The organism is Natrialba sp. INN-245 (genome assembly GCF_009807105.1).
Classification (GTDB): Archaea; Halobacteriota; Halobacteria; order Halobacteriales; family Natrialbaceae; genus Natrarchaeobius; species Natrarchaeobius swarupiae.
Genome location: NZ_WUBV01000026.1, coordinates 138,222 through 159,987, shown reverse-complemented (window position 1 = coordinate 159,987; position 21,766 = coordinate 138,222). Strand labels below are relative to the sequence as shown.

The window sequence follows — 21,766 nt, the reverse complement described above, 5'->3', positions numbered from 1 at the left end:
CGGGTGGTCAGTACCGATGCCATGTGGAATCACATCTGGCATGGACGCAGAACTGTCTAAACAATATTTATAATCTTCGACCGTTCGAGTCGTACGTCTCTCTGAAACGGTGATGGAGACGCCTACTCGGATAATTTCTACCACTTACTGGGTAATAAATAGGGGAATCGCCAGACTGCACCGGGTTCGAGAGGGACGGGTACGATGAGAACCGCTGGTTCGATAGCTCGGTAAACCTATACAGTTGTGTATCCCGGTTCTGTCTGCTGGTTATCGGAACAGTGTACACGCACACTCGCTCGAGGAGCCACCGAAATCCACTGTTTCAGAGGGCGAGCGGGAGTCGACGATATCCTATACATTCGTGTATATAGGGAATGCATACGTGTATAGAGGCCAGTGCAGTTGAGTACGGCGGCCGGGGCGGCTGGCACGCGCTTACAAGACACACGTGTCGCCGCCGAACCTATCGGAAAGAAAGGTATCTCGAGCCTGATCTCGCTATGATCGCTGTCGGCAATAGCGGGCTGTAGATCCTCGTTTCTGTCCGTGTCTACCGGCGGTCGTTCTACGACGTGTCGGTGGATCGGTGTGAACGAACAGAACAATCAAATAGGCACAGTCGAAGGTCCGTGTCATGAGCGTCGACACAGGGTCTACCACCCAGCGGTTCGAAGCCGCTCTCGCGGACCTCGAGGTTCCGGTCACGTCTACCGACCCGTCGAAGTTCGAACACACACTGGAACGCATCGCGGGCGAACCCGCGATCGGAACGTCCCTCCCGTTCCCGTCGGTTTCACTTCCCGACTGGGTCGACGACGAGCCGACACCCCCGGACCTGGAGTCTGCGACGACCGGGATTACGGCCGCCTCGATCGGCATCGCCGACTACGGGAGCGTCGTCCTCCCAGCGACGCCCTCGGGAGCCGAACAGGTGAGTCTCTTTCCGGATTTGCACGTTCCGGTTCTCTGCGAGTCGGACCTCGTCGCGGACATGCCGACCGCGATCGAGCGACTCGGGCCCCAACTGCGCGAAGGCCACAGCGCGATCGTCGCGACCGGACCAAGCGCGACGGCGGATATGGGATCTCTCGTAAAGGGCGCACACGGGCCAAGGGACGTCCACGTCCTCTTGCTCGAGGAAGCCGGTGAGGACGATGAGTAGCGACGCCGACCGCGAGGCGAAAGCCGACCACATCCGTCACTTACTCGAGACCGAAGGCGAGGCCGTCGAGACGAACACCCTCGGATTCAACCAGGGACGGTACGACTCGGTCGCCGGCCTCGAGGACTACGATGCGCTGAAACGAACAGCCCGCGCGATCAAAGAGGACGCCATCGAGCGACTGCCCGAGTTGCTCGAGGAGCTTCGCGAGATGGTCGAAGCAAACGGTGGGACGCTCTACCTCGCCGACGACGCCGCAGACGCAAACCGGTACATCCGCGAGGTCGCGAGCGAGAACGAGGCCGACCGCGTCGTCAAGTCCAAGTCGATGACCACCGAAGAACTCGAGGTCAACGAGGCCCTCGAGGGAGACGGCGTCGACGTCGTCGAGACGGACCTCGGTGAGTGGGTGCTCCAGGTCGCCGACGAGGCACCGTCACACATCGTCGCGCCGGCGATCCACAAGTCCGAAGACGAGATCGCCCGCCTGTTCAACGCCGAGTTCGATCCAGAGAGACCACTCGAGACCGCCGAGGAGCTGACGATGTTCGCCCGCGAACAACTGGGCGAGTTGATCCGCGAAGCCGACATCGGGATGACCGGCGCGAACTTCGTTACCGCTGACTCCGGCTCGATCATGCTGGTGACGAGCGAAGGGAATGCCCGGAAAGTAGCGGTCGTGCCGGACACCCACGTCGCTGTCGCCGGCGTCGAGAAGATCGTCCCGTCGGTCGAGGATCTGGCGCCGTTTATCGAGCTGATCGGGCGCTCGGGGACGGGTCAGGATATCACCTCCTACGTCTCGCTGTTGACGCCACCCGTCGACTCACCCGTCGTCGATTTCGACGAGCCCGACGTCGCGTTCGCCGACCGCGATGACGACCGGGAGTTTCACCTCGTGTTGATCGACAACGGCCGCCTCGAGATGCGCGAGGACGACCAGCTTCGCGAGACGCTTTATTGCATCCGGTGTTCGGCGTGTGCGAACACGTGTGGAAACTTCCAGTCGGTTGGCGGCCACGCCTTCGGCGGCGAGACGTACTCCGGCGGCATCGCCACCGGCTGGGAAGCCGGCGTCCACGGCTACGAAAGTGCCGCCGAGTTCAACGACCTCTGTACCGGCTGTAGTCGCTGCGTCGAGGCCTGTCCCGTAGAGATCGACATTCCGTGGATCAACACCGTCGTCCGCGACCGACTCAACCGGGCGGGCGACGACGGCCAGTTCGAGTTCCTCTACGACGAACTCGTTCCCGACGCGGAACCCAGCGGTCTCGACCTCCAAAAGCGGCTGTTCGGCAACTACGAGACGCTCGCGAAACTCGGCTCTGCGACCGCGCCCGTCTCGAACTGGGTTGCGGGACTCGGGCCCGTCAGGACGCTCATGGAACGAACCGTGGGCGTCGACAGCCGACGCTCGCTGCCAGCGTTCCAGCGCGAGACACTTCAGGACTGGTACGTCCGGCGCGGCCCACGCCGCCCCGCATCCGACGCAGACCGGGAGGTCGTGCTCTATCCCGACACCTACACGAACTACATCGACGTCGAGCGCGGAAAGGCGGCGATCCGGGTCCTCGAGGCGCTGGACGTTCACGTCCGGCTGCTCGACGTTCCCGGCAGCGGCCGTGCCCCGCTCTCACAGGGGATGATCGAGACGGCGGATCGAAAGGCGAGTCGCGTCTACGCGACCCTCGACGAGCATCTCGATGCCGGCCGTGACGTCGTCGTAATCGAGCCGAGTGACCTCGCGATGTTTCGCAACGAGTACGAGAAGCTCTTGCCCGAGCGATCGTTCGAACGCCTCCGTGACGGGAGCTACGAGGTCCTCGAGTACGTCTACGGGCTGCTCGAGAACGGGGCCGACGCCTCGGAACTCCGATCCGGCAACGGCGGACCCGACGTCGCCTATCACTCTCACTGCCAGCAACGCACCCTCGGCCTCGACGTCTACACGCGAGCGGTCTTCGAGGACCTCGAGTACGACGTCCTCGAGAGCGAGGTAGAGTGTTGCGGGATGGCCGGCAGCTTCGGCTACAAAGAACAGTACTTCGAACTGAGTATGGACGTCGGGGACCGACTCGCCGAGCAGTTCACGACGCCTGAGGCGTCCGACCGTCAGGTCGTCGCGAGCGGAACATCGTGTGAGGACCAACTCGAAGACCTGCTCGGCCGCGACGCCGTCCACCCCGTCGAACTGCTCGATCCACGCTCTCGACATCACTGAGCGCCGTCTTCGGGTCGTGATCACACCGGAAATAACGCGGCCAAGAGATCTCCCGTGCTGTCGACCGGTCGGCGGCGGGTTAGCGGGCGTCCTCGAGTGCCTCGAGTGCCGCCGGGTTCTCGATGCTGCTCATATCTCCGAGCTCCTCGCCGGTGTAGGTCGCCTCGATGGCCCGGCGGATGATCTTGCCCGACTGCGTTTTGGGGAACTCGTCGACGAACAGTACCTCGCGCGGCCGGAACGGTTTGCCCAACTCCGCGCCGACCTGCTCGCGCAACGCCTCGCGGAGGTCGTCGGTCTCCTCGTAATCGGGCTCGAGGACGACGTAGGTGACGACCGCCGTCCCCGTGGTCTCGTCGGGTGCGCCGACCGCGGCGGCCTGGTTGACCGCCTCGTGGTCGATGAGCGCCCCCTCGACTTCGGCGGGACCGACCTTGCGCCCGGCGACGTTGAGCGCGTCGTCGGCGCGGCCGTGGAGGAACCAAAAGCCATCGGCGTCTTTCTGGGCCCAGTCGCCGTGATCCCACAGCGGCGGATCCTCGAACGTCGACCAGTACTCCGTTACGTAGCGCTCGTCGCCCGACCAGAGCGATTTCGTCATCGACGGACAGGAGTCACGAGCGACCAGGAACCCGCGCTCGTTGTCCTCGCTGATCGAATTCCCGTCCCGGTCGACGATGTCGACGTCCATCCCGAGTCCCGGTCCGCCGAGGGAACAGGGTTTCAGCGGCTGGTTGGGCATCGGCATCAGGAAACAGCCACAGATCTCGGTTCCCCCGGAGATGTTGATTATCGGGCACTCGCCGTCGCCGACGTTCTCGTAGAACCACCGCCAGGATTCGGGATCCCACGGCTCGCCCGTCGAGCCCAGGATTCGAAGCGAGGTGAGATCGTGGTCCTCGAGCCACTCATCCCCGTGCTTTCGCAACGCACGGATGGCGGTCGGCGAGATGCCAAACTGGGTGAGTTCGTGACGGTCGATCATCTCCCAGAACCGGTCGGGTCCCGGATAGTCGGGCGCGCCCTCGTACATGAAGACGGTGCCGCCGAAGGTGTGGACGCCGATCAACGTCCACGGGCCCATCATCCAGCCGATGTCGGAGACCCAGAAGAACCGATCCGCGGGCTTCAGGTCGAATCCGAAGTAGAGTTCCTTGGCACACTGAATCTGAACACCCGCGTGGGTGTGGACGATCCCCTTCGGTTTCCCCGTCGTCCCCGACGAGTACAGCAGCATCGATTCCTGACTCGAGTCGAGGGATTTCGTCCCGTAGGCGTCGTCCTGTGGTTCGACGGCGTCGGCCCACCACTCGTCGCGGTCGTCGGTCCAGGGGATCTCGCGTTCGCTGTGTGTGTTACTCGAGCCGAGTCGATCGAAGACGATCACGTCCTCGACGTGATCCGCCTGCTCGATCGCCTCGTCGGCCGACGATTTGAGGAAGACCGGATCGCCCCGGCGGTAGAAGCCGTCGCCGGTAAACAGCACCGAGCACTCGGCGTCCTCGAGGCGGGTCGCGACGGCGTCGACGCCGAACCCGGAGAAGATCGGAACGGCGATCGCGCCCACCTTGAAACAGCCGTAGAGGATCGAGACGACCTCGGGGACCATCGGCATGTAGAGACCGACGGTATCGCCGGTGTCGATCCCGCGTTCCTCGAGGGCGTTCGCCACCCTGTTCGCCTCCCGGTGGAGGTCGTGGTAGGTCACCTCCCGGACCTCGCCGTCTTCGCCCTCCCAGATCGTCGCGACCGCGTTACGTCGAGGCTCGTCGACCGCCGCGTGTCGATCGACGACGTTGTGGGCGACGTTGAGTCGCCCGCCAGGATACCAGTCCGTAAACTGCGGCCCGTCCTCGTCGTTTCGCACCCGGTCGTACGCCTCGTCGAACTCGATTCCGAGATAGTCGACGACCTCGTCCCAGAACCAGTCGACGCCGCTTTCGGGTTCACCGTCGATATCGCTCGTCGTCCGCTCGATCAGTTCGCCGTAGTCGTCGATCCCGTACTCGCGCATGAAGGCCGCGACGTTCGTCGACTCGGCGAACGCCTCGTCGGGATCGTGGACGACCTCGTCGACGTCCTCGAGAGTGCCATCTCTTGACATAGTTACTGATAGGTAAGCGTCATACCACCATCAAACAACAGGTCGCCCCCGTCCAGGTGTCGCCCCAGATGAGAAAAGCCGATCGCGAACAGGTTGGCGACGTCGACCGGCTCCATCATCTCCGTGACACGCGACTGGCCGAGCATCACGTCCTCGATCACCTCCTCGACCGAGATTCCGCGTTGCTGTGCGGTGTCCTCGAGTTGGTTCGTCACGAGCGGCGTCTTCACGTAGCCCGTGCTGACGGAGAACGACCGAATCTCTCCCTCGCCCTCGGCGGCGATCGACTGGGTGAGTCCTCGAAGGCCGAACTTCGAGACGTTGTACCCGACCTTGTCGCTCGTGACGTAGTGGCCGTGAACCGACGCCATGTTGCCTACGCATCCGGTTCCATCGGCGGTCTCCCTGAAGTGTGGGATACAGAGTTTCGAGAGGTAGATCGGTGCGCGCAACATGATTCGGTGGATGCGGTCGTAGGCTTCCATCGGGAACTCGTCGATCGGGTCGATGTGCTGGATCCCGGCGACGTTCGCGAGGTACTTGACGTCACCGAGTTCGGCGGCCCGGTCGACGATCCGCTCGAGGTCCTCGTCGTCGGCTAGATCCGCGACGATGGGTTCGACGCTTCCCTCGAGGTCGAGTTCCTCGCTCCGGTCGACCGTTTCGCGCAGTCCGTCCTCGTCGACGTCCGTGGCCGCGACGGTGAGACCGTTTCCGGCCGCGACGAGCGCGGTCGCCCGGCCGATTCCCGACCCGCCGCCGGTCACGAGGCAGACGTTCCTGGCGGTGAACGATCCGTCGTCGATCCTGTGAATCCGCTCGTCCGTCACCGGCGGCGGTGTAACCCGATCCTGAGCCATGATCCGTTCACGATATACGTTAGCTCGAAGCACGCTAAACGACCGCGTTAACATATCAACGTCGAACCGACCACGCTCTCTCGCCCATCGTCGTAGTTCGATGGCTCATACGGGCTGTGATGGGTCCCTCCCGGTCGATCGTAGATAGGCAAGCGATCGACCGGCAATCAGTCATCGCAAACCGTCTCACGCATCGCGACTCGCCGCTCGACCCGTCGGAATCCGTCGGCGTCGTTCGATCACTGTGTGGGCTGTACACGCCCGACACAACCGATTCGGGTTCGAACCCCGTGCGCCAAAGATTACCGAGGCGTATTAGGGCGGATGGAAAATATTAAGCGTCGGTATAGCCTAGCCCGAGCCACGATGACTGAGTACGCATCCACCACGACGGGGCTCTATCCGCTCCCGGACTGGGCGAAAGACGAACTCTCGAGCCTCAAAGGTCACCAGAAACACGACCTCATCGGTGGCGACGAGGGCGAAGAGATCACGACGGCCTACGAGGAGGCACGCGAAGAAGTGGTCGACGTTCAGCGAGAGACCGGCCTCGACCGCGTCGTTGAGGGCCAACTTCGCTGGGACGACATGCTCGCACACCCGCTCGCGGTTCACGACGCCGTCGAGACCCGCGGCATCGTCCGCTACTACGACAACAACAACTTCTACCGCGAACCGGTCGTCCAGGACGAACTGGACGTCTCGGGCGACGTCGCCGGCGAACTCGAGTCGGCCGCCGACCTCACCGACGACTTACAGGCCGTCCTCCCCGGTCCGTACTCGCTGGCCGAACTCGCGACCGACGAGTACTACGGTGACGACGCCGACTTCCTCGCGGCGATCGCCGACTTCCTCGCGGGCGAACTCGAGGCGTTCCCGGCTCACGAGACGCTGTATCTGCTCGAGCCGTCGCTCGTCGAAGACGCTCCCGGCGACGGCGAGGACGAGCGTGCCAGCGAGGCGATCGACCGGGTCGCGAGCGCGACCGACGCGGACGTCGTCGTCCACCCCTACTGGGGGGCACTCGAGGAGAAAGTCTACGCGCACCTGCTCGACGCCGATATCGACGCGGTCGGCTTCGACTTCGTGGCGAACCAGGAGGACAACCTCTACAACGTCCAGGAGTACGGCACGACCGACGACGTCTCGCTGGGTCTCGTCGACGGCCAGAACACGCTCCTCGAGGAGCCCGAAGCGATTCGGGACCGCGTCGACTGGGTCGAAGACCAGCTTCCCGTCTCCGAGTTCGAGACGGTCTATCTGACGACCAACACCGAGACGTTCTACCTGCCGTACAACAAGTACGAAGCCAAGCTCGAGGCGCTCGCGGAGGCTGCGGCGCTCGCGAACGCGGAGGTGACCACGACATGAGCACGAACGAGAACAGAGACCAGTTTCGACCCGAGGATCACGAGAACGACCACTTCCTGCTTTCGACCGTCGTCGGCAGCTACCCCAAGCCGAAGTGGCTGAACCGTGCGAAAGAACTCTACCAGGATCCCGATCACAGCTTCGACGACGACGACTGGCAGGAGGCCAAAGACGACGCGGCCCGCCTGATCACGGCCGAACACGAACGAGCGGGTCTCGACGTCGTCGTCGACGGCGAGATGCGACGCAACGAGATGGTCGAGTTCTTCGCCCACCGCATCGAGGGCTACGAGTTCAACGGCCCGGTCAAGGTCTGGGGACACAACTACTTCGACAAACCCTCCGTCGTCAGCGAGGTCGAGTACACCGACAGCTGGCTCGTCGACGAGTACGAGTTCACCGCCGCGGCGGCGAACCGCCCGGTCAAGGTGCCGATCACCGGCCCGTACACGCTCGCAAACTGGTCGTTCAACGAGGCCTACGAGGACGACGACGAACTCACGCTCGCGGTCGCCGACCTCGTCAACGAGGAGATCGAAAAGCTCGTCGAGGCCGGCGCGCGCTACATCCAGATCGACGAGCCTGCGCTCGCGACGACGCCCGACGACCACGCCATCGTCGGCGAAGCCTTAGAGCATATCGTCGCCGACATCCCCGAGGAGGTCCGCATCGGTCTCCACGTCTGTTACGGCGACTACTCCCGTATCTATCCCGAAATTCTGGACTTCCCCGTCGACGAGTTCGACTTAGAGCTCGCAAACGGCGACTACGACCAGCTCGACGTCTTCAAAGACCCCGAGTTCACTGCGGATCTCGCACTCGGCGTCACCGACGTCCACGTCGCCGAGGTCGAGTCCGTCGAACAGATCGAGCGAAACATCCAGAAGGGACTCGAGGTCGTCCCGCCGGAACAGCTGGTCGTCTCGCCCGACTGCGGCGTCAAGCTCTTGCCTCGCGAGGTGGCTTACGGCAAGATGGCGAAGATGGTCGAAGCCGCCCGCAACGTCGAGGCCAAACTCGACGCCGGCGAGATCGACGTCGAACGCGGTGCGCCGACGCCCGCCAACGACTGAGACGGGTTACTGTACGTCGCTTTCAGCCAGACCGTGACGAGTCGGCGATCGGCCGGAAGTAGCACACACCAGTCTGCGACGTTCTGCCGTCGATTTTCCGACCTCGAGCGTCTCGTTTCTCGAGAAGGAGACAGCCACGACACGTCGCCGTGTCACACGTGGACAGTCGCCGACGACACGGACGTCACCTGGTGACTATCATGTCCGGGAACGTACATATGGATCGGGTTCGAACGATCGGACGATGCAAGAAACCGCGAACCGACGTGCCGAACTGGACGACGAAGTCGCCGAACACCGCGATCCCGACCACGACGTCGACCCGCTGTTCGTCAACCGCTGGTCACCGCGGGCGATGACCGGCGAGAGCCTCGAGGAGGCGGAGTATCTCCCGCTGTTCGAAGCAGCGCGGTGGGCGCCGTCGGCGTTCAACAACCAGCACTGGCGCTTTCTCTACGCGACCCCCGAGGACGAGGAGTGGGAGACGTTCGTCGACCTGTTGAACGACGGCAACGCGTGGGCGGCCGACGCGGGCCTACTCGCCGTGATCGTCTCGAAGACGACGTTCGACCACAACGGCGAACCGGCACCGGTCCACTCCTTCGACACCGGCGCTGCCTGGCAGAACATCGCGCTCGAGGGTTCGCGACGTGGACTCGTCGTCCACGGGATGTCCGGGTTCGACTACGAACGAGCAGCCGAGGAACTCGACGTGCCGGAGGAGTACGTCGTCGAGGCCATGTTCGCCGTCGGCGAACGGGCACCGCCGGAGACGCTCTCCGACGAACTTCGCGAGCGCGAACAGCCGAGTGATCGCAAGCCCGTCGACGAAATCGTCCACCGGGGTAGCTTCGAGTAGGACACCTCGATCACCGGCGGCTCTTCTTTCCGGTCTGCTGTCCGATTGCCGGCGCGAGCACGAGACGATCACGAGTGGGCCGGTCCATCAGGACAGCAATCCGTCTGACACCAGCGCGTATTATAGGTGCAGTCGCGGCGACTATGGAATCTCCTCGAGCGGGGTCCGCAACACATTATTCGCGGCTGGAAAAAGAGGATCGTATGAGCCACGAGATACTCGTCGCCGGTGAGACGCTGATCGACTTCCTCCCCGAGCAGCCGGGCCCCATCTCGAGTGTCGACGGATTCGAACGACGACCCGGTGGCGCGCCGGCGAACGTCGCCGTCGCGCTCGCTCGTCTCGAACACGTGCCGCTGTTCTGGAGTCGGGTCGGCGACGATCCGTTCGGCGACTACCTCCTCGAGACGCTGGCCGAGTACGGCGTTCCCGGCCGATTTCTCGAGTCCGATCCGAGCGCGAAGACCTCGCTCGCGTTCGTCACCCACGACCAGTCGGGTGACCGGAGCTTCTCGTTTTACCGCGACGACACCGCCGACACCCGCATTGAGCCGGGACGGATCGACGACTCGGTTCTCGCCGGTCTCGAGTGGGTCCACGCGGGCGGCGTCGCGCTCTCGAGTGGCCGTTCGCGCGAGGCGACGCTCGATCTGCTCGAGCGAGCCGCGGCTCGAGGGTGTAGGGTCTCGTTCGATCCGAACGCCAGGACGGAGCTGTGGCCCGACGAGGCGACGTTCCGTCAGGTCGTCCGGGACGCACTCGCTACCGTCGACGTTCTGAAGGCGACTCGCGGGGAACTCGAGGCGCTGGGCTTCGGAGGCGAATCGACCGAGGCTGTCGCCCGCGAGGCTCTCGCGGCGGGGCCACACACGGTGCTCGCGACGCGGGGTGGGGACGGCTCGATCGCGGTCGCGGACGACGACGCACCCTGGTCGGCAGAGGTCGCCGAACACCCCGGGTACGCGGTCGATGTCGTCGACACGACGGGCGCGGGTGACGCGTTCGTCGCCGGTTCGATCGCCGCCGTTCGGGACGGACGAACGCTCGAGGAGACGCTCGCGTTCGCCAACGCGGTCGGGGCCGCCGCGACGACGGCACCGGGTGCGATGACGGCCCTCCCCAACCGGGAAGCAGTGCGGGAGATCAGTCGTAGGTGAACAGCCGGGCGTCACAGTCCGGACAGATCAGCTTCTCTGCCGGCGTCTCTCCCGCGGGGGTCACCTCGCCACAGCAACTCGAGCGGGTGATCGTCAGCTGGCTGTCGCAGACCGGACACCGCTCGAGGAGCGACCGCAGCGGACGGCCGGCGGCGAGTCGAACCGCGGTATCGGCGATCCGGGACTCGAGCGCCCGCGCGGCGGCGAGTTCGGAGACGGCTTTGTGTTCCGTAAGCGAGGCCGCGCCGTTTGGCCCCTCGAGTAGGACAGTCGTGGAACGGCCGCGCCAGTCGCGTCCGATTCGGGCGTCGATCGACGGTCCCGTCAGATCGTCGATTTCGTCGGCGAGAGTCGCGAAATCGAGATCACGGATCGTCGCCACCTCCTGGTGCCACTCCTGGCGAAACGGCTCGGCGAGCGCGAGATCGTCGCCGTTCGGGACGACGACGCCCGCCTCGAGCAACGCGGTGACGACGTCCTCGCCGGTCGGTGTCGAGGCGGAATCAGCGTCCGTCTCGTCGGCCGAGGTGATCCCCGACAGCGATCCGTCCTCGCGATCGTCGTGGTCGAACGCCGAGATCGGAAGCCGATCGACGAGTTGCGGTGCGAACCGGGGCGTGTACGGAACGAGGTACCCTCGAACACCGATCGCGGCGACGCCGACGCCGGCCACGAGGGCCGCGGCCAGCCGCCGACGGGCGAGCGCGAGAACGACGACGACGGTCGCCACGAGCAGGCCGTTCGCGATCGTACACGGCCAACACCGGTTGGTTCCGGTGTGCGCCGGCTGCCGGAGTCGCTCGAGTGTGTCGATCATGCGACGCCCGTTTCGATTCGATCGTCTTGAGTGTAGCGACGCAGACAGCCTTTTTTACAACGGGTGTGATACTCCACCCGGATGAACGTAACTGCGACCGTTCCCGGTGAGACCGAATGGATGCCGACGAACTGATCGAAACGCTCGAGGACGCGGGGCTCTCGCCGTACCAGGCGGACGCGTTCGTGACGTTGCTCGAGCTGGGATCGGCGTCCGCGACCGACGTCGCCAGCGCGAGTTCCGTCCCGGACCCGCGGATCTACGACGTGTTACGCGGACTCGAGGAGCAGGGGTACGTCGAGACGTACGAACAGGATAGCCTCCACGCGCGGGCCCACGACCCGGCGGAGGTGCTCGCGGATCTGCGCTCGCGGGCCAACCGGTTCGAGACCGCAGCCGAGGAGATCGAAGACCGGTGGAGTCAGCCGGACATCGAGGAACACAAGGTGAGCATCGTCAAGCGCCTCGATACGGTCCTCGCGCGGGCCGACGAGCTGATCCGGGCGGCCGAATACCAGGTCCAGATCGGACTGACGCCCGCACAGTTCGACGAGCTTTCCGACGCGCTCGAGACGGCCCGGAAGAATGGGGTAGACGTCAGACTCTGTCTGTTTCCGGAAACCGCAAGCGATCTGGCGATTCCACCGATCGAGACGCTGGAACGGACGTGCTCGGAGGCACGTCGCCGTGACCTTCCCTCGCCGTTCGTCGCCCTCATCGATCGATCGTGGACGTGCTTTTCGCCGTACGGTGGTTCGACAAACGAATACGGCGTCATCGTCAACGACTGGACTCTCGCGTACGTCTTCAACTGGTATTTCATCACTTGCCTCTGGGAGGTTCTGGAGACGGTGTATACGGACCGACCGGACGAGCCGCCGTTTACGTACGCCGACCTTCGGCAGTGTATTCGTGACATCGAGCCGCTGCTCGAGGACGGACTGACCATCGAGGCGACGATCCGCGGCTTCGACACCGAGACCGGCAGAGAGGTGACCAAACGCGGAACGGTCGTCGACCTCACCTACGCCGGCGTCTCGATGGACGACGACCAGTCCGCGCCACTTTCCCAACTGGCCGGTGAAACGTCGCTTACGCTCGAGACCGATGACGGGACGTACACCGTCGGCGGCTGGGGCGCGTTCATCGAGGACTTCGAGGCGATGCGGGTTACGGTCGAGGCGATCGACTGATACGGATTACTGTAGCGATGGTGAGACCGCGACCCGGACGGCGGTCTCATCGGAACTGATCTACAGTATAAACCGTATGAGGACCTTTCGCCCGGAACCTGGACCGGAGACAGTATCCAAACGATCCCGTCGTCCGAGACCAGCCATCGTCGTTTTCGTCTCTCGCGATTCCCCGACCGATTTCGAGTGCAACGATCCATCCTCGAGTCTCGAGTCGATCGATCGTCGTCCCGCCAGTTCCCCGAGCGCCGACTATCGGCGGCCACGAGGACGATTCGCCCAGGAGAGCCATTCGGGCCAATCGGTCGATAAAGCGGGTACCAGCAGGCGATATTACTTGACCAACTGATTAACTACACCTGTTGTACCTAACCGGTAGTTATAAATATTAAAGACCATCATATTTTTTCGCATGAGTGGGAGACACTCACGGAAGGGCGATCGAACCGACTCGAGCGTCTCGCGGCGGACGTTCGTCAAGGCGGCCGGCGCGAGCGGGGCAGCGGTAAGCCTGGCCGGTTGTATCTACGGCGACGAGACGGCCGACGAAGCGGTCGTCGTCGGCGCTGATCCGAACATGATCGACGCGGTCGGCGACGAGGTCGTCGAACTGTTCGGCGATAGCGGCGCGGACGGGATCGAGATCAGGTTACAGGCCGGCGACGAGGACACGGGCGACCGTCGAGACACCTATACGAACCTGCTCCAGGCCGAGGAGACGGATCCCGACCTGCTGCTCATGGACAACGGCTGGGTGAACGTCTTTATCCAGCGTGGTCAGATCGCGAACCTGAGCGACGCACTCGGCGACGACGACCTCGCACAGATCGAGGACGAGTACTTCGAGTCGTTCACCGCCACGGCGCGGGAACCCGAGACGAACGACCTGTTCGGCGTCCCGATCTTCCCGGACTATCCGACGATGCAATACCGGAAGGATTACGCGCGGGAAGCCGGCTACGGCGAAGACGACTTCGAGGAGTGGGCGACCGAACCGATGACCTGGGCGGAGTGGGCCGAACTAACCGAGGAGATCGTCGAGGCCTCGGACGCAAGCTACGGCCTCGCGACCCAGTGGGACATCTACGAGGGGACCGCCTGTTGTACGTGGAACGAGGTCATGTCATCGTTCGGCGGCGCGTACTTCGGCGGCTTCGACAACCTCTTCGGACCGGTCGGAGACCGACCCGTGACGGTCGACGAACCGGAGTTCGTCGACGCCCTGCGGATGATGCGGACGTTCGTCGCCGACGAACACGACGAGTACACGGACGAGGAGTACCCAACAGGCATCGCGCCCAACTCGATCCTCGGCTGGCAGGAGGAAAACGCCCGGGAGGCGATCCTCAACGGCGAAGCCGTCATGCAACGCAACTGGCCGTACGCGATCAATCTGAACGTCCAGGAGGCAGACGACCCGCTCGACGTCGACGACTACGGCGCGATGCCGATCCCCTACGCCGTCAGCGAGGGGGACGCGAACCAACCCGGAACCGGCGGCTCGACGGCCGCACTCGGCGGCTGGCACCTCACTCTCAACCCCAACTCCGAACGGACCGACGACGCGGTCGAGGTCCTCCGTGCGGCGATGACCGACGAGTTCAACCTCGGCATGTTCGACCTCTGGGGCTGGATCCCGCCGAAGCCCCACCTGTTCGACACCGAGGAAGCCGAACAGGTCGAGCCGATGGGTCACTACATGGACACGCTTCGGGTCGCCGGTGAGAACGCTATGCCCCGACCCGTCACGACGGTGTGGCCGGATCAGTCCGAACTCATCGCCGAGGAAGTCAACGCGGCCGTCTCCGGTGACAAGAGCCCCGAGGACGCGGCCACCGACTTACAAGACGGACTCGAGGACACCGAAGCCTAGCATGGCCACCGATGACCGGACGGCCGGCCCCGCCCGCCGATCGAACCGATCGGGGCCGGTCGTCGCGATCACGCGCTGGATGGAGAACCTCGGGGAGACAGGGTTCGCCTACCTGCTGTTGACCCCAGTGGTCGTCTTGCTGGGGGCGATCGCGCTCTACCCGCTGTTGCGGACGTTCGAGCTGTCGCTGTACCAGAACGTGCTGTCCGATCCCGAGTTCGTCGGCCTCGAGAACTACGCACAGCTGTTCACCGGGAACGCCGACGCGCGGATGCCGGGAACCACCACGTTCCTCCCGGAGGTCACGACCAGCGGGAGCTTTCCGTACGTCCACGTCGACGGCCTGTTGCGGAGCGCGCTTGCGGTGACGATCATCTTCACGGTCGTGAGCGTCTTCTTCGAGACGATCATCGGTTTCGGCCAGGCGCTGGTGCTCGACCGGGAGTTCCGCGGTCGGCGGTGGGTGCGGGCCGCGATCATCATCCCGTGGGCGATCCCGATCGTCATCCAGGGAATGATCTTCTACCTGATGTTCCACCCGGACACCGGCTTCCTGACCGAGTATCTCGCCAGCTGGGGTCTCGTCGCGGAGACGAACACGCTCAACGATCCGGCGAGTTCGTTGCTGATCGTTACCGTCGCCGACATCTGGAAGACGACAGCCTTTATGGCGCTTTTGATCCTCGCCGGACTCCAGAGCATCGATCGGAGCCTCTACGACGTCGCCGAGGTCGCCGGGGCCAGCAAGTGGCAACAGTTCAAGCTGATCACGTTCCCGCTGGTGCTTCCCGCACTCGGGATCGCGATCCTGTTCCGGACGATCGACGCGATGCGGGTCTACGGTCTCATCGATTCGGTGTCGGGCTGTACCACGGTCCCGTCGCTTTCGTGTATGGTCGTCGAAACGTTCAACACGAACCGGGGGCTCGCTTCCGCGATCGCGTTCGTCACCGCCGGCATCATCGCCGTCGCCGTGATGGGCGTTATCTATCAGCAGTACAAGGAGGGTCTCTGAGATGGCGACCGCACCCGAACCCGCGACGCAGTCGGGCGACGACGAGAACAAGGGACCGCTCGAGCGCTGGACTAACGGCGTCGTCAACGACCCTGACAAGCGCAACCGGCTCTACCGAGCGCTGTTCTACGTTGCGTGTGGATTCTTCCTCGTCACCACGCTGTTTCCCTTCTACTGGCTGCTGGTCCTCGCGTTGACGCCGAACACGCAGATCCTCGCCGGCGACTGGGAGGTCACTGTTCCGCTCGTCGGGGCGGAAGTGCCGTTCCCGACGCCACAGGGATTCAACGTTTACGCGTTCGTCGAGGTGTTCCAGCAGGTGCCGTTTCACCTCTACGTCTTCAACAGCTTCGTGCTCGCGAGCGTGACGACGGTTATCGTCATCGCCCTCGCGAGCCTCGCGGGCTACGTCTTCGGGCGACTCGAGTCCCCCGGACGCGGGCTGATGATGCTCGCCGTCCTGGCGATCTCGTACTTCCCGCCGGCGGCGTTTCTCATCCCGCTGTTCGACGCGTTCCTCGGGAACGCGATCGTCGTCCCGTTCCTGGGGATCGAGCTGTTCGCGCCGCCCCGACTGGTCAACACGCCGGGGTCGATGATCATGCCCTTCAGCGCGCTGTTCCTGCCGCTCGCGATCTTCATCCTCACGACGTTCTACGGCCAGATTCCCGACGGACTCGAGGACGCGGCTCGCGTCGAGGGAACGACCCGGCTGGGGGCGCTGTTTCGCGTGATCATGCCGCTTTCGGCACCCGGCGTCGCGACGGCGGCCGTGTTGACGTTCATCGCCGTCTACAACGAGTACTTCTTTAGCTCGATCATGGCGCTACAGAACGAACCGAACCAGTGGTCGCCGCTAGTCGGCGGGATCCTGAGCTATCAGACCCAGTATACGACCGACTTCAACCTGATGGCGGCGGCGAGCATCGTCGGCGTCTTGCCGATGTTGATCCTCGTCGTCGTCGCCCAGGAAAAGATCGTCAGCGGACTCACAGACGGAGCACTCAAGGAGTAAGCATGGCACGAGTAACACTAGATAACGTCACGAAACGCTACGACGACGTCGTCGCGGTCGACGACATGAACGTCGAGATCGAAGATGGCGAGTTCATCTGTCTCGTCGGTCCCTCGGGCTGTGGCAAGTCGACGACGATGGAGACGATCGCCGGCCTGACCAAGCCGACCGAGGGGACGATCACGGTCGGCGAAACCGACGTCACGAACCTGCCGCCAAAGGACAGGGGCGTGTCGATGGTCTTCCAGAACATCGCGTTGTTCCCCCACATGGACGTCTACGAGAACGTCTCGTTCGGCCTTCGCCTGCGCAAGTACGACAAAGACGAGATCGATCGTCGCGTCGAGCAAGCGGCCGAAATCGTCCAGCTCGAGGGGATGTTAGACCGCGAGCCCAACGAACTCTCGGGCGGACAACAACAGCGCGTCGCGATCGCCCGCGCGATCGTCCGCGAACCCGCCGTCTTCCTGATGGACGAACCGCTCGCGAACCTGGACGCGAAACTGCGCGTCCACATGCGAACCGAACTCCAGCGGTTGCACAAACAGCTCGATACGACGATCATCTACGTCACCCACGACCAGGCGGAGGCGATGACGATGTCCGACCGGATCGCCGTCATCAACGCCGGCGAACTCCAGCAGATCGCCCCGCCACTTACCTGCTACAACGAGCCCGCAAACCGGTTCGTCGCCGGCTTCATCGGCTCGCCGTCGATGAACTTCTTCGAGGGCGAACTCACGGAGACCGGGCTCGTGACCGACCACTTCGACCTCGAGTTCGACGTCGACGGATTCGATCTCGAGACCGGGAGCGAGGTGACGATGGGCGTCCGACCGGAGGATATCTATCCCGTCGAAACGGCGGAGTCGATCTCGAGTTCGTCGGCGGTGATCGACGCGACGACGGACGTCTTGGAGCCGATGGGCGACGAGATTTTCGTCTACCTCTCGCTCGAGGACTCACAGGCGGCCACGATGACGACCGAGGAGGCCTCGAGCGCCTCGAACCAGTTGCTGATGAGCGTCGATCCCGACTCGAGGATCGAGGAGGACGAGCGGGTGAGCGTCGTCCTCGACCGGTCGAAGATCCACCTCTTCGAGACCCGATCGGGCGACGCGCTCGTCCACGGCATCGAGGACGTCACGACGGCAGCTCGAGGGGAGGCGACGGACCGCCGCGCACACGCCGAGATCGACTCGGGTGGTCGCAGTGAGTGAACTCGTCCCGCTCGTCTACTACGGCGGACTCTCCGTGTTGTTTTTCTTCTGGATCTACGGGATCGTCTCGTTCGGTCTCGACCTGAAGAACAAGATCGTACCGGCAATCAGACAGTATCGTCGCGGACGAACGCGACGCGAGCAATCAACGGACACTCAGAATGAACGATCGGAACGAGAAGAGCAGTTGTACTGAATCGACGAACGGCGACCGCCCCATCGGTCGTGTCGGAAGCAGGTCTCCGTCCGGACCGGAGAACGGACTCGAATCCAAGACGGAGAGCGAGACCGCCCCCGTCTCGACGGAGGGATCCCGATGAGTACGGGCCAGGAACCTGTCCGAGTCGGACTCGTCGGACTCGGGAACATCGGCCACCACCACGTCGACCGGCTTCTCGAGCAGGAACTCGAGGTCGAACTCGTGGGAGGGATGGACGTCGCATCGGAGGCCCGTGAGCGCTTCGCGGACCGGTACGGCGTCGAGGTCTACGACGACCACCACGACCTCTACGACGCGGCCGACGCCGTGATCGTCACGACGCCCAACCGCTTTCACGAGGAGTACGCCGTCGCCGCCCTCGAGCGCGACCTGCACGTCCTCCTCGAGAAGCCCCTTGGACACACCCTCGAGAGCGCCCGCCGGATCGCGGCCGCGGCGGCCGACTCGACCGGCCTCACGATGGTCGGGTTCAACAACCGGTTTCTGAACGCCGTGGCGGTGCTTCGCGATCGGATCGGCCGCGGCGAGTTCGGCGAGGTCACTCACGTCGAGGCCAACTACGTGCGCCGGCGGGGGATTCCCGGTCGCGGCTCCTGGTTCACCCGAAAGGAGGTCTCGGGCGGCGGCGCACTGATCGACCTCGGCGTCCACGCAATCGACCTCGGGATGTACCTGCTCGACTATCCCGACCCCGTCGAGGTCTCCGGGGTCACCCGCTCGCAGTTCGGCCACCGGGAGGACTACGCCTACCTCGAGATGTGGGGCGACGACGCAGGCCCGGACGCGTTCGACGTCGACGACTCCGCGAGCGCGTTCGTCCGCTGTGGCGACGACCGGACGATCAGCCTCGAAGTCGCCTGGGCGACGAACCGGCCACCGACCCACGAGTTCGTCGTCCGTGGCACCGAGGCCGCCGCGATATTCGACCTGCTCACCGACGAACTCACGATCTACTCGGCGAGCAAGAGCGGCGGTGATCATACGATCGACGAGACGATCGAGACCCGGGAAAACGACAGCCACGCCGACGAGCAGGCGGCGTTTCTCGAGGCGATCCTCGCGAACCGCTCGGGAACGCGACGCGACGCCGAAGGCCGAACGCCGGCCGGAACCGTCGAAAACGGCCTGATCGTCCAGCGGATCGTCGACGGCATCTACCGCTCGAGCGACCGTGGGGGGACGATCTCACTCGAGGCAAGCGGCGAATCCGTCCCGCTGAAAGGAGTCGAGGACGAATCCGTCCCGCTCGAGGAACGTCAGGACTGATCCGCCACCCACCAGCGACTCGAGCGGACGCCAGGGTGAAGCGCCGTCGGAGCGCGAAACTCGAAGCCGTTACTCGCTTCCGGAATAGGAATTACTTTGGCTGATGCCGTGGTATCACACCGTATGGACATCGGTGTTCACACCCCACCGCTCGCAGACGAATCGCTCGAGGGAGCGCTCCAGTATCTCTCGGATCTCGGCGTCTCCGCGATCGAACCCGGCGTCGGCGGCTTTCCCGGCGACGATCACCTCGACCGTTCTGAGTACCTCGGCAACGAGGACGCCCAGGCCGAACTCACCGAGTTGCTCGAGGAGTACGAGATGCACGTTAGCGCACTCGCGGTCCACAACAACCCGTTACACCCCGACGACGAGCGGGCGGCGAAGGCAGACACCGAGTTGCGCGAAGCGATCGAACTCGCCGGCCAGCTAGACGTCGACACCGTCACCGGCTTCTCCGGCTTGCCGGCGGGGAGTCCGAACGACGAGACGCCAAACTGGATCACGGCCCCGTGGCCGACCGAACACGCCGACGCCCACGAGTACCAGTGGGAAGTCGCCACGGAGTACTGGGGAGAGTTAGCCGAGTTCGCCGACGACCACGGCGTCGACGTCGGCATCGAGATGCACCCGAACATGCTGGTGTACGAACCGAAGGGGATGGCCCGCCTGCGCGAAGAGACGAACGACCGCATCGGCGCGAACTTCGACCCCTCTCACCTCTACTGGCAAGGGATCTCGATCACCGACGCGATCCGCTTTCTCGGCGAGCGCGATGCGATCCACCACTTCCACGCCAAGGACACTCGCGTCTACGAAGAACAGGCGCGCCTGAAAGGTGTCCTCGACACCGCACCCTACGACGACGAACTCAACCGCTCGTGGCTGTTCCGCTCGGTCGGCTACGGCCACGACGAGTCCCACTGGAAGGAACTCGTCTCGACGCTCCGAATGGTCGGCTACGACGGCACCTTGAGCATCGAACACGAAGACTCGCTGACCAGTTCCCGTGAGGGACTCGAGAAGGCGATCGATCTCCTCCAGCGGGCCGTCTTCGAGACCGAACCCGGCGAGGCCTACTGGGCCGAATAACGGGTCGAACGCCTCGAGCGATCTCCGCCCGACCGACCCGCCGGGACGGAAACTTCTAACTACAGCTATTGTGAAGGTTTAGGTATGACGCTGCAAGTCGGAGTCCTCGGCTACCGATTCATGGGCAAGGCACACGCGAACGCGATGGCGCGGCTTCCGATGTTCTTCCCGGACGCGCCCGACGTCGAGCGAAGCGTCCTCGTCGGCCGCGACGAGGAGGCGCTGTCGGCGGCGGCCGACCAACTCGGCTTCGAGTCGATCGCGACCGACTGGGAATCCGTCGTCGACGACGTCGACGTCTTCTACAACCTCGGACCGAACCACGTCCACGCCGAGCCGTCGATCGCGGCGCTCGAGGCCGGCACGCCGACGTTCTGTGAGAAACCGCTCGCGCCGACGCTCGAGGAGGCGGAGGAGATGGCCGAGGCGGCCCGCGAGGCCGGGAGCGACGTTCCTGCCGGCTGTGCCTTCAACTACCGGTTCGTCCCCGCGATCCAGTACGCCAGGAACCTGCTCGAGGCGGGCGAACTCGGCGAGATCCACCACGTTCGCGGGCGATACCTCCAGGACTGGCTGGTCGACCCCGACGCGCCGTGGTCCTGGCGCAACGACGAGGAACTGGCCGGCTCGGGCGCGCTCGGCGACCTCGGTGCACACACCGTCGACCTCGTCCGCTTTCTGGTCGGCGACGACGACCTCGCGGGCGAAATCGAGCAGGTCAGCGGCCACCTGCAGACGTTCGTCGAGGAACGGCCGGTCGAGGGCGGAGACGAGAGCCGTCCAGTCACCGTCGACGACGCCTACTCCGCCCAGCTGGCGTTCGAAAACGGCGCGATGGGAACGCTCGAGGCCTCGCGGTTCGCGACCGGCCACAAGAACGACCACACGATCGAGATCCAGGGCTCGAACGGCAGTCTCAAATTCTCCCTCGAGCGCCTGAACGAACTCGAGGTGCTCCGAGAGGGCGACCGGGGCTACCAGACCATTCTCGTGACAGACGAGGACGACCCGTACGTCGACCACTGGTGGCCGCCGGGCCACGTCGTCGGCTGGGAGCACACGTTCGTCCACGAGAACTACGAGTTCCTGCGAGCGGTCAGTGAGGGGACCGGGTTCGAACCGAGCTTCGAGGACGGGCTGGCCGCCCAGCGCGTGCTGGCGGCGATCGAAGAGAGCGACGAGCAGGGCGAGTGGGTGTCGCCGGCGTAGGATTTTTACACCGACTCGAATCGTCCATCCGATCGC

At 64.3% G+C, this 21,766-nt stretch carries 18 protein-coding genes; 15 read left to right on the top strand and 3 right to left on the bottom strand.

Annotated features, from left to right (window positions below):
• Window positions 1-637: 637 nt before the first annotated feature.
• Window positions 638-1,165, top strand: a complete 528-nt coding sequence (locus GRS80_RS09210; protein ID WP_160047287.1) for an LUD domain-containing protein — start codon at window positions 638-640, stop codon at window positions 1,163-1,165.
• Window positions 1,158-3,386, top strand: a complete 2,229-nt coding sequence (locus GRS80_RS09205) for an LUD domain-containing protein (RefSeq protein WP_160047286.1) — start codon at window positions 1,158-1,160, stop codon at window positions 3,384-3,386. Before GRS80_RS09210 ends, GRS80_RS09205 begins: the two co-directional genes overlap by 8 nt.
• Before the next feature lie 79 nt (window positions 3,387-3,465).
• Here GRS80_RS09205 and GRS80_RS09200 read toward each other — a convergent pair whose 3' ends face one another.
• Together GRS80_RS09200 and GRS80_RS09195 are read right to left on the bottom strand one after the other, a co-directional pair.
• On the bottom strand, window positions 3,466-5,490 hold the full coding sequence (locus GRS80_RS09200) for an AMP-binding protein (RefSeq protein WP_160047285.1): 2,025 nt from the start codon (window positions 5,488-5,490) through the stop codon (window positions 3,466-3,468).
• A 2-nt stretch (window positions 5,491-5,492) separates the two neighbouring features.
• Window positions 5,493-6,350: an SDR family NAD(P)-dependent oxidoreductase gene (locus GRS80_RS09195; protein ID WP_160047284.1), complete on the bottom strand. Its 858-nt coding sequence runs from the start codon at window positions 6,348-6,350 to the stop codon at window positions 5,493-5,495.
• A 366-nt stretch (window positions 6,351-6,716) separates the two neighbouring features.
• Between GRS80_RS09195 and GRS80_RS09190 the strand changes: the two genes are divergently transcribed.
• The 4 genes from GRS80_RS09190 (at window position 6,717) to GRS80_RS09175 (ending at window position 10,810) form a co-directional block, all read left to right on the top strand.
• Window positions 6,717-7,721 carry a 5-methyltetrahydropteroyltriglutamate--homocysteine methyltransferase gene (locus GRS80_RS09190; RefSeq protein ID WP_160047283.1) on the top strand — a complete coding sequence of 335 codons (1,005 nt, stop codon included), beginning with the start codon at window positions 6,717-6,719 and terminating at the stop codon, window positions 7,719-7,721.
• A complete protein-coding gene (locus GRS80_RS09185; protein WP_160047282.1) occupies window positions 7,718-8,794 on the top strand; it encodes a methionine synthase in 1,077 nt (358 codons plus the stop codon). Before GRS80_RS09190 ends, GRS80_RS09185 begins: the two co-directional genes overlap by 4 nt.
• 244 nt (window positions 8,795-9,038) lie before the next feature.
• Window positions 9,039-9,653, top strand: a complete 615-nt coding sequence (locus GRS80_RS09180; RefSeq protein WP_160047281.1) for a nitroreductase family protein — start codon at window positions 9,039-9,041, stop codon at window positions 9,651-9,653.
• 203 nt (window positions 9,654-9,856) lie between these two features.
• The gene (locus tag GRS80_RS09175) at window positions 9,857-10,810 is read left to right on the top strand and encodes a carbohydrate kinase (RefSeq protein WP_160047280.1); all 954 of its coding nucleotides are present in this window, start codon (window positions 9,857-9,859) and stop codon (window positions 10,808-10,810) included.
• Here GRS80_RS09175 and GRS80_RS09170 read toward each other — a convergent pair.
• A complete protein-coding gene (locus GRS80_RS09170; RefSeq protein ID WP_160047279.1) occupies window positions 10,797-11,627 on the bottom strand; it encodes a hypothetical protein in 831 nt (276 codons plus the stop codon). The two genes, GRS80_RS09175 and GRS80_RS09170, sit on opposite strands and share 14 nt — an antisense overlap.
• 116 nt (window positions 11,628-11,743) lie before the next feature.
• Here GRS80_RS09170 and GRS80_RS09165 point away from each other — a divergent pair, with 116 nt between their 5' ends.
• The 9 genes from GRS80_RS09165 (at window position 11,744) to GRS80_RS09125 (ending at window position 21,730) form a co-directional block, all read left to right on the top strand.
• Window positions 11,744-12,820, top strand: a complete 1,077-nt coding sequence (locus GRS80_RS09165) for a TrmB family transcriptional regulator (protein WP_160047278.1) — start codon at window positions 11,744-11,746, stop codon at window positions 12,818-12,820.
• 412 nt (window positions 12,821-13,232) lie between these two features.
• Complete coding sequence (locus GRS80_RS09160; RefSeq protein WP_160047277.1) at window positions 13,233-14,693, top strand: extracellular solute-binding protein; 1,461 nt, start codon at window positions 13,233-13,235, stop codon at window positions 14,691-14,693.
• Between the two features lies 1 nt (window position 14,694).
• Window positions 14,695-15,708: a sugar ABC transporter permease gene (locus GRS80_RS09155; protein WP_160047276.1), complete on the top strand. Its 1,014-nt coding sequence runs from the start codon at window positions 14,695-14,697 to the stop codon at window positions 15,706-15,708.
• A 1-nt stretch (window position 15,709) separates the two neighbouring features.
• Window positions 15,710-16,723, top strand: coding sequence for a carbohydrate ABC transporter permease (locus GRS80_RS09150; RefSeq protein ID WP_160047275.1), 1,014 nt, complete (start codon window positions 15,710-15,712; stop codon window positions 16,721-16,723).
• A gap of 2 nt (window positions 16,724-16,725) precedes the next feature.
• Window positions 16,726-17,943, top strand: coding sequence for an ABC transporter ATP-binding protein (locus tag GRS80_RS09145; RefSeq protein ID WP_160047274.1), 1,218 nt, complete (start codon window positions 16,726-16,728; stop codon window positions 17,941-17,943).
• Entirely contained in the window at window positions 17,936-18,139 is a 204-nt protein-coding gene (locus GRS80_RS09140) for a hypothetical protein (RefSeq protein ID WP_160047273.1), read from the top strand. Before GRS80_RS09145 ends, GRS80_RS09140 begins: the two co-directional genes overlap by 8 nt.
• A gap of 120 nt (window positions 18,140-18,259) precedes the next feature.
• Complete coding sequence (locus GRS80_RS09135) at window positions 18,260-19,429, top strand: Gfo/Idh/MocA family oxidoreductase (protein ID WP_160047272.1); 1,170 nt, start codon at window positions 18,260-18,262, stop codon at window positions 19,427-19,429.
• Window positions 19,430-19,552: 123 nt separating this feature from the next.
• Window positions 19,553-20,521 (top strand): sugar phosphate isomerase/epimerase, encoded by a 969-nt coding sequence (locus GRS80_RS09130; RefSeq protein WP_160047271.1) that lies wholly within the window; start codon window positions 19,553-19,555, stop codon window positions 20,519-20,521.
• An 84-nt stretch (window positions 20,522-20,605) separates the two neighbouring features.
• Entirely contained in the window at window positions 20,606-21,730 is a 1,125-nt protein-coding gene (locus tag GRS80_RS09125; protein ID WP_160047269.1) for a Gfo/Idh/MocA family oxidoreductase, read from the top strand.
• Window positions 21,731-21,766 lie beyond the last annotated feature (36 nt).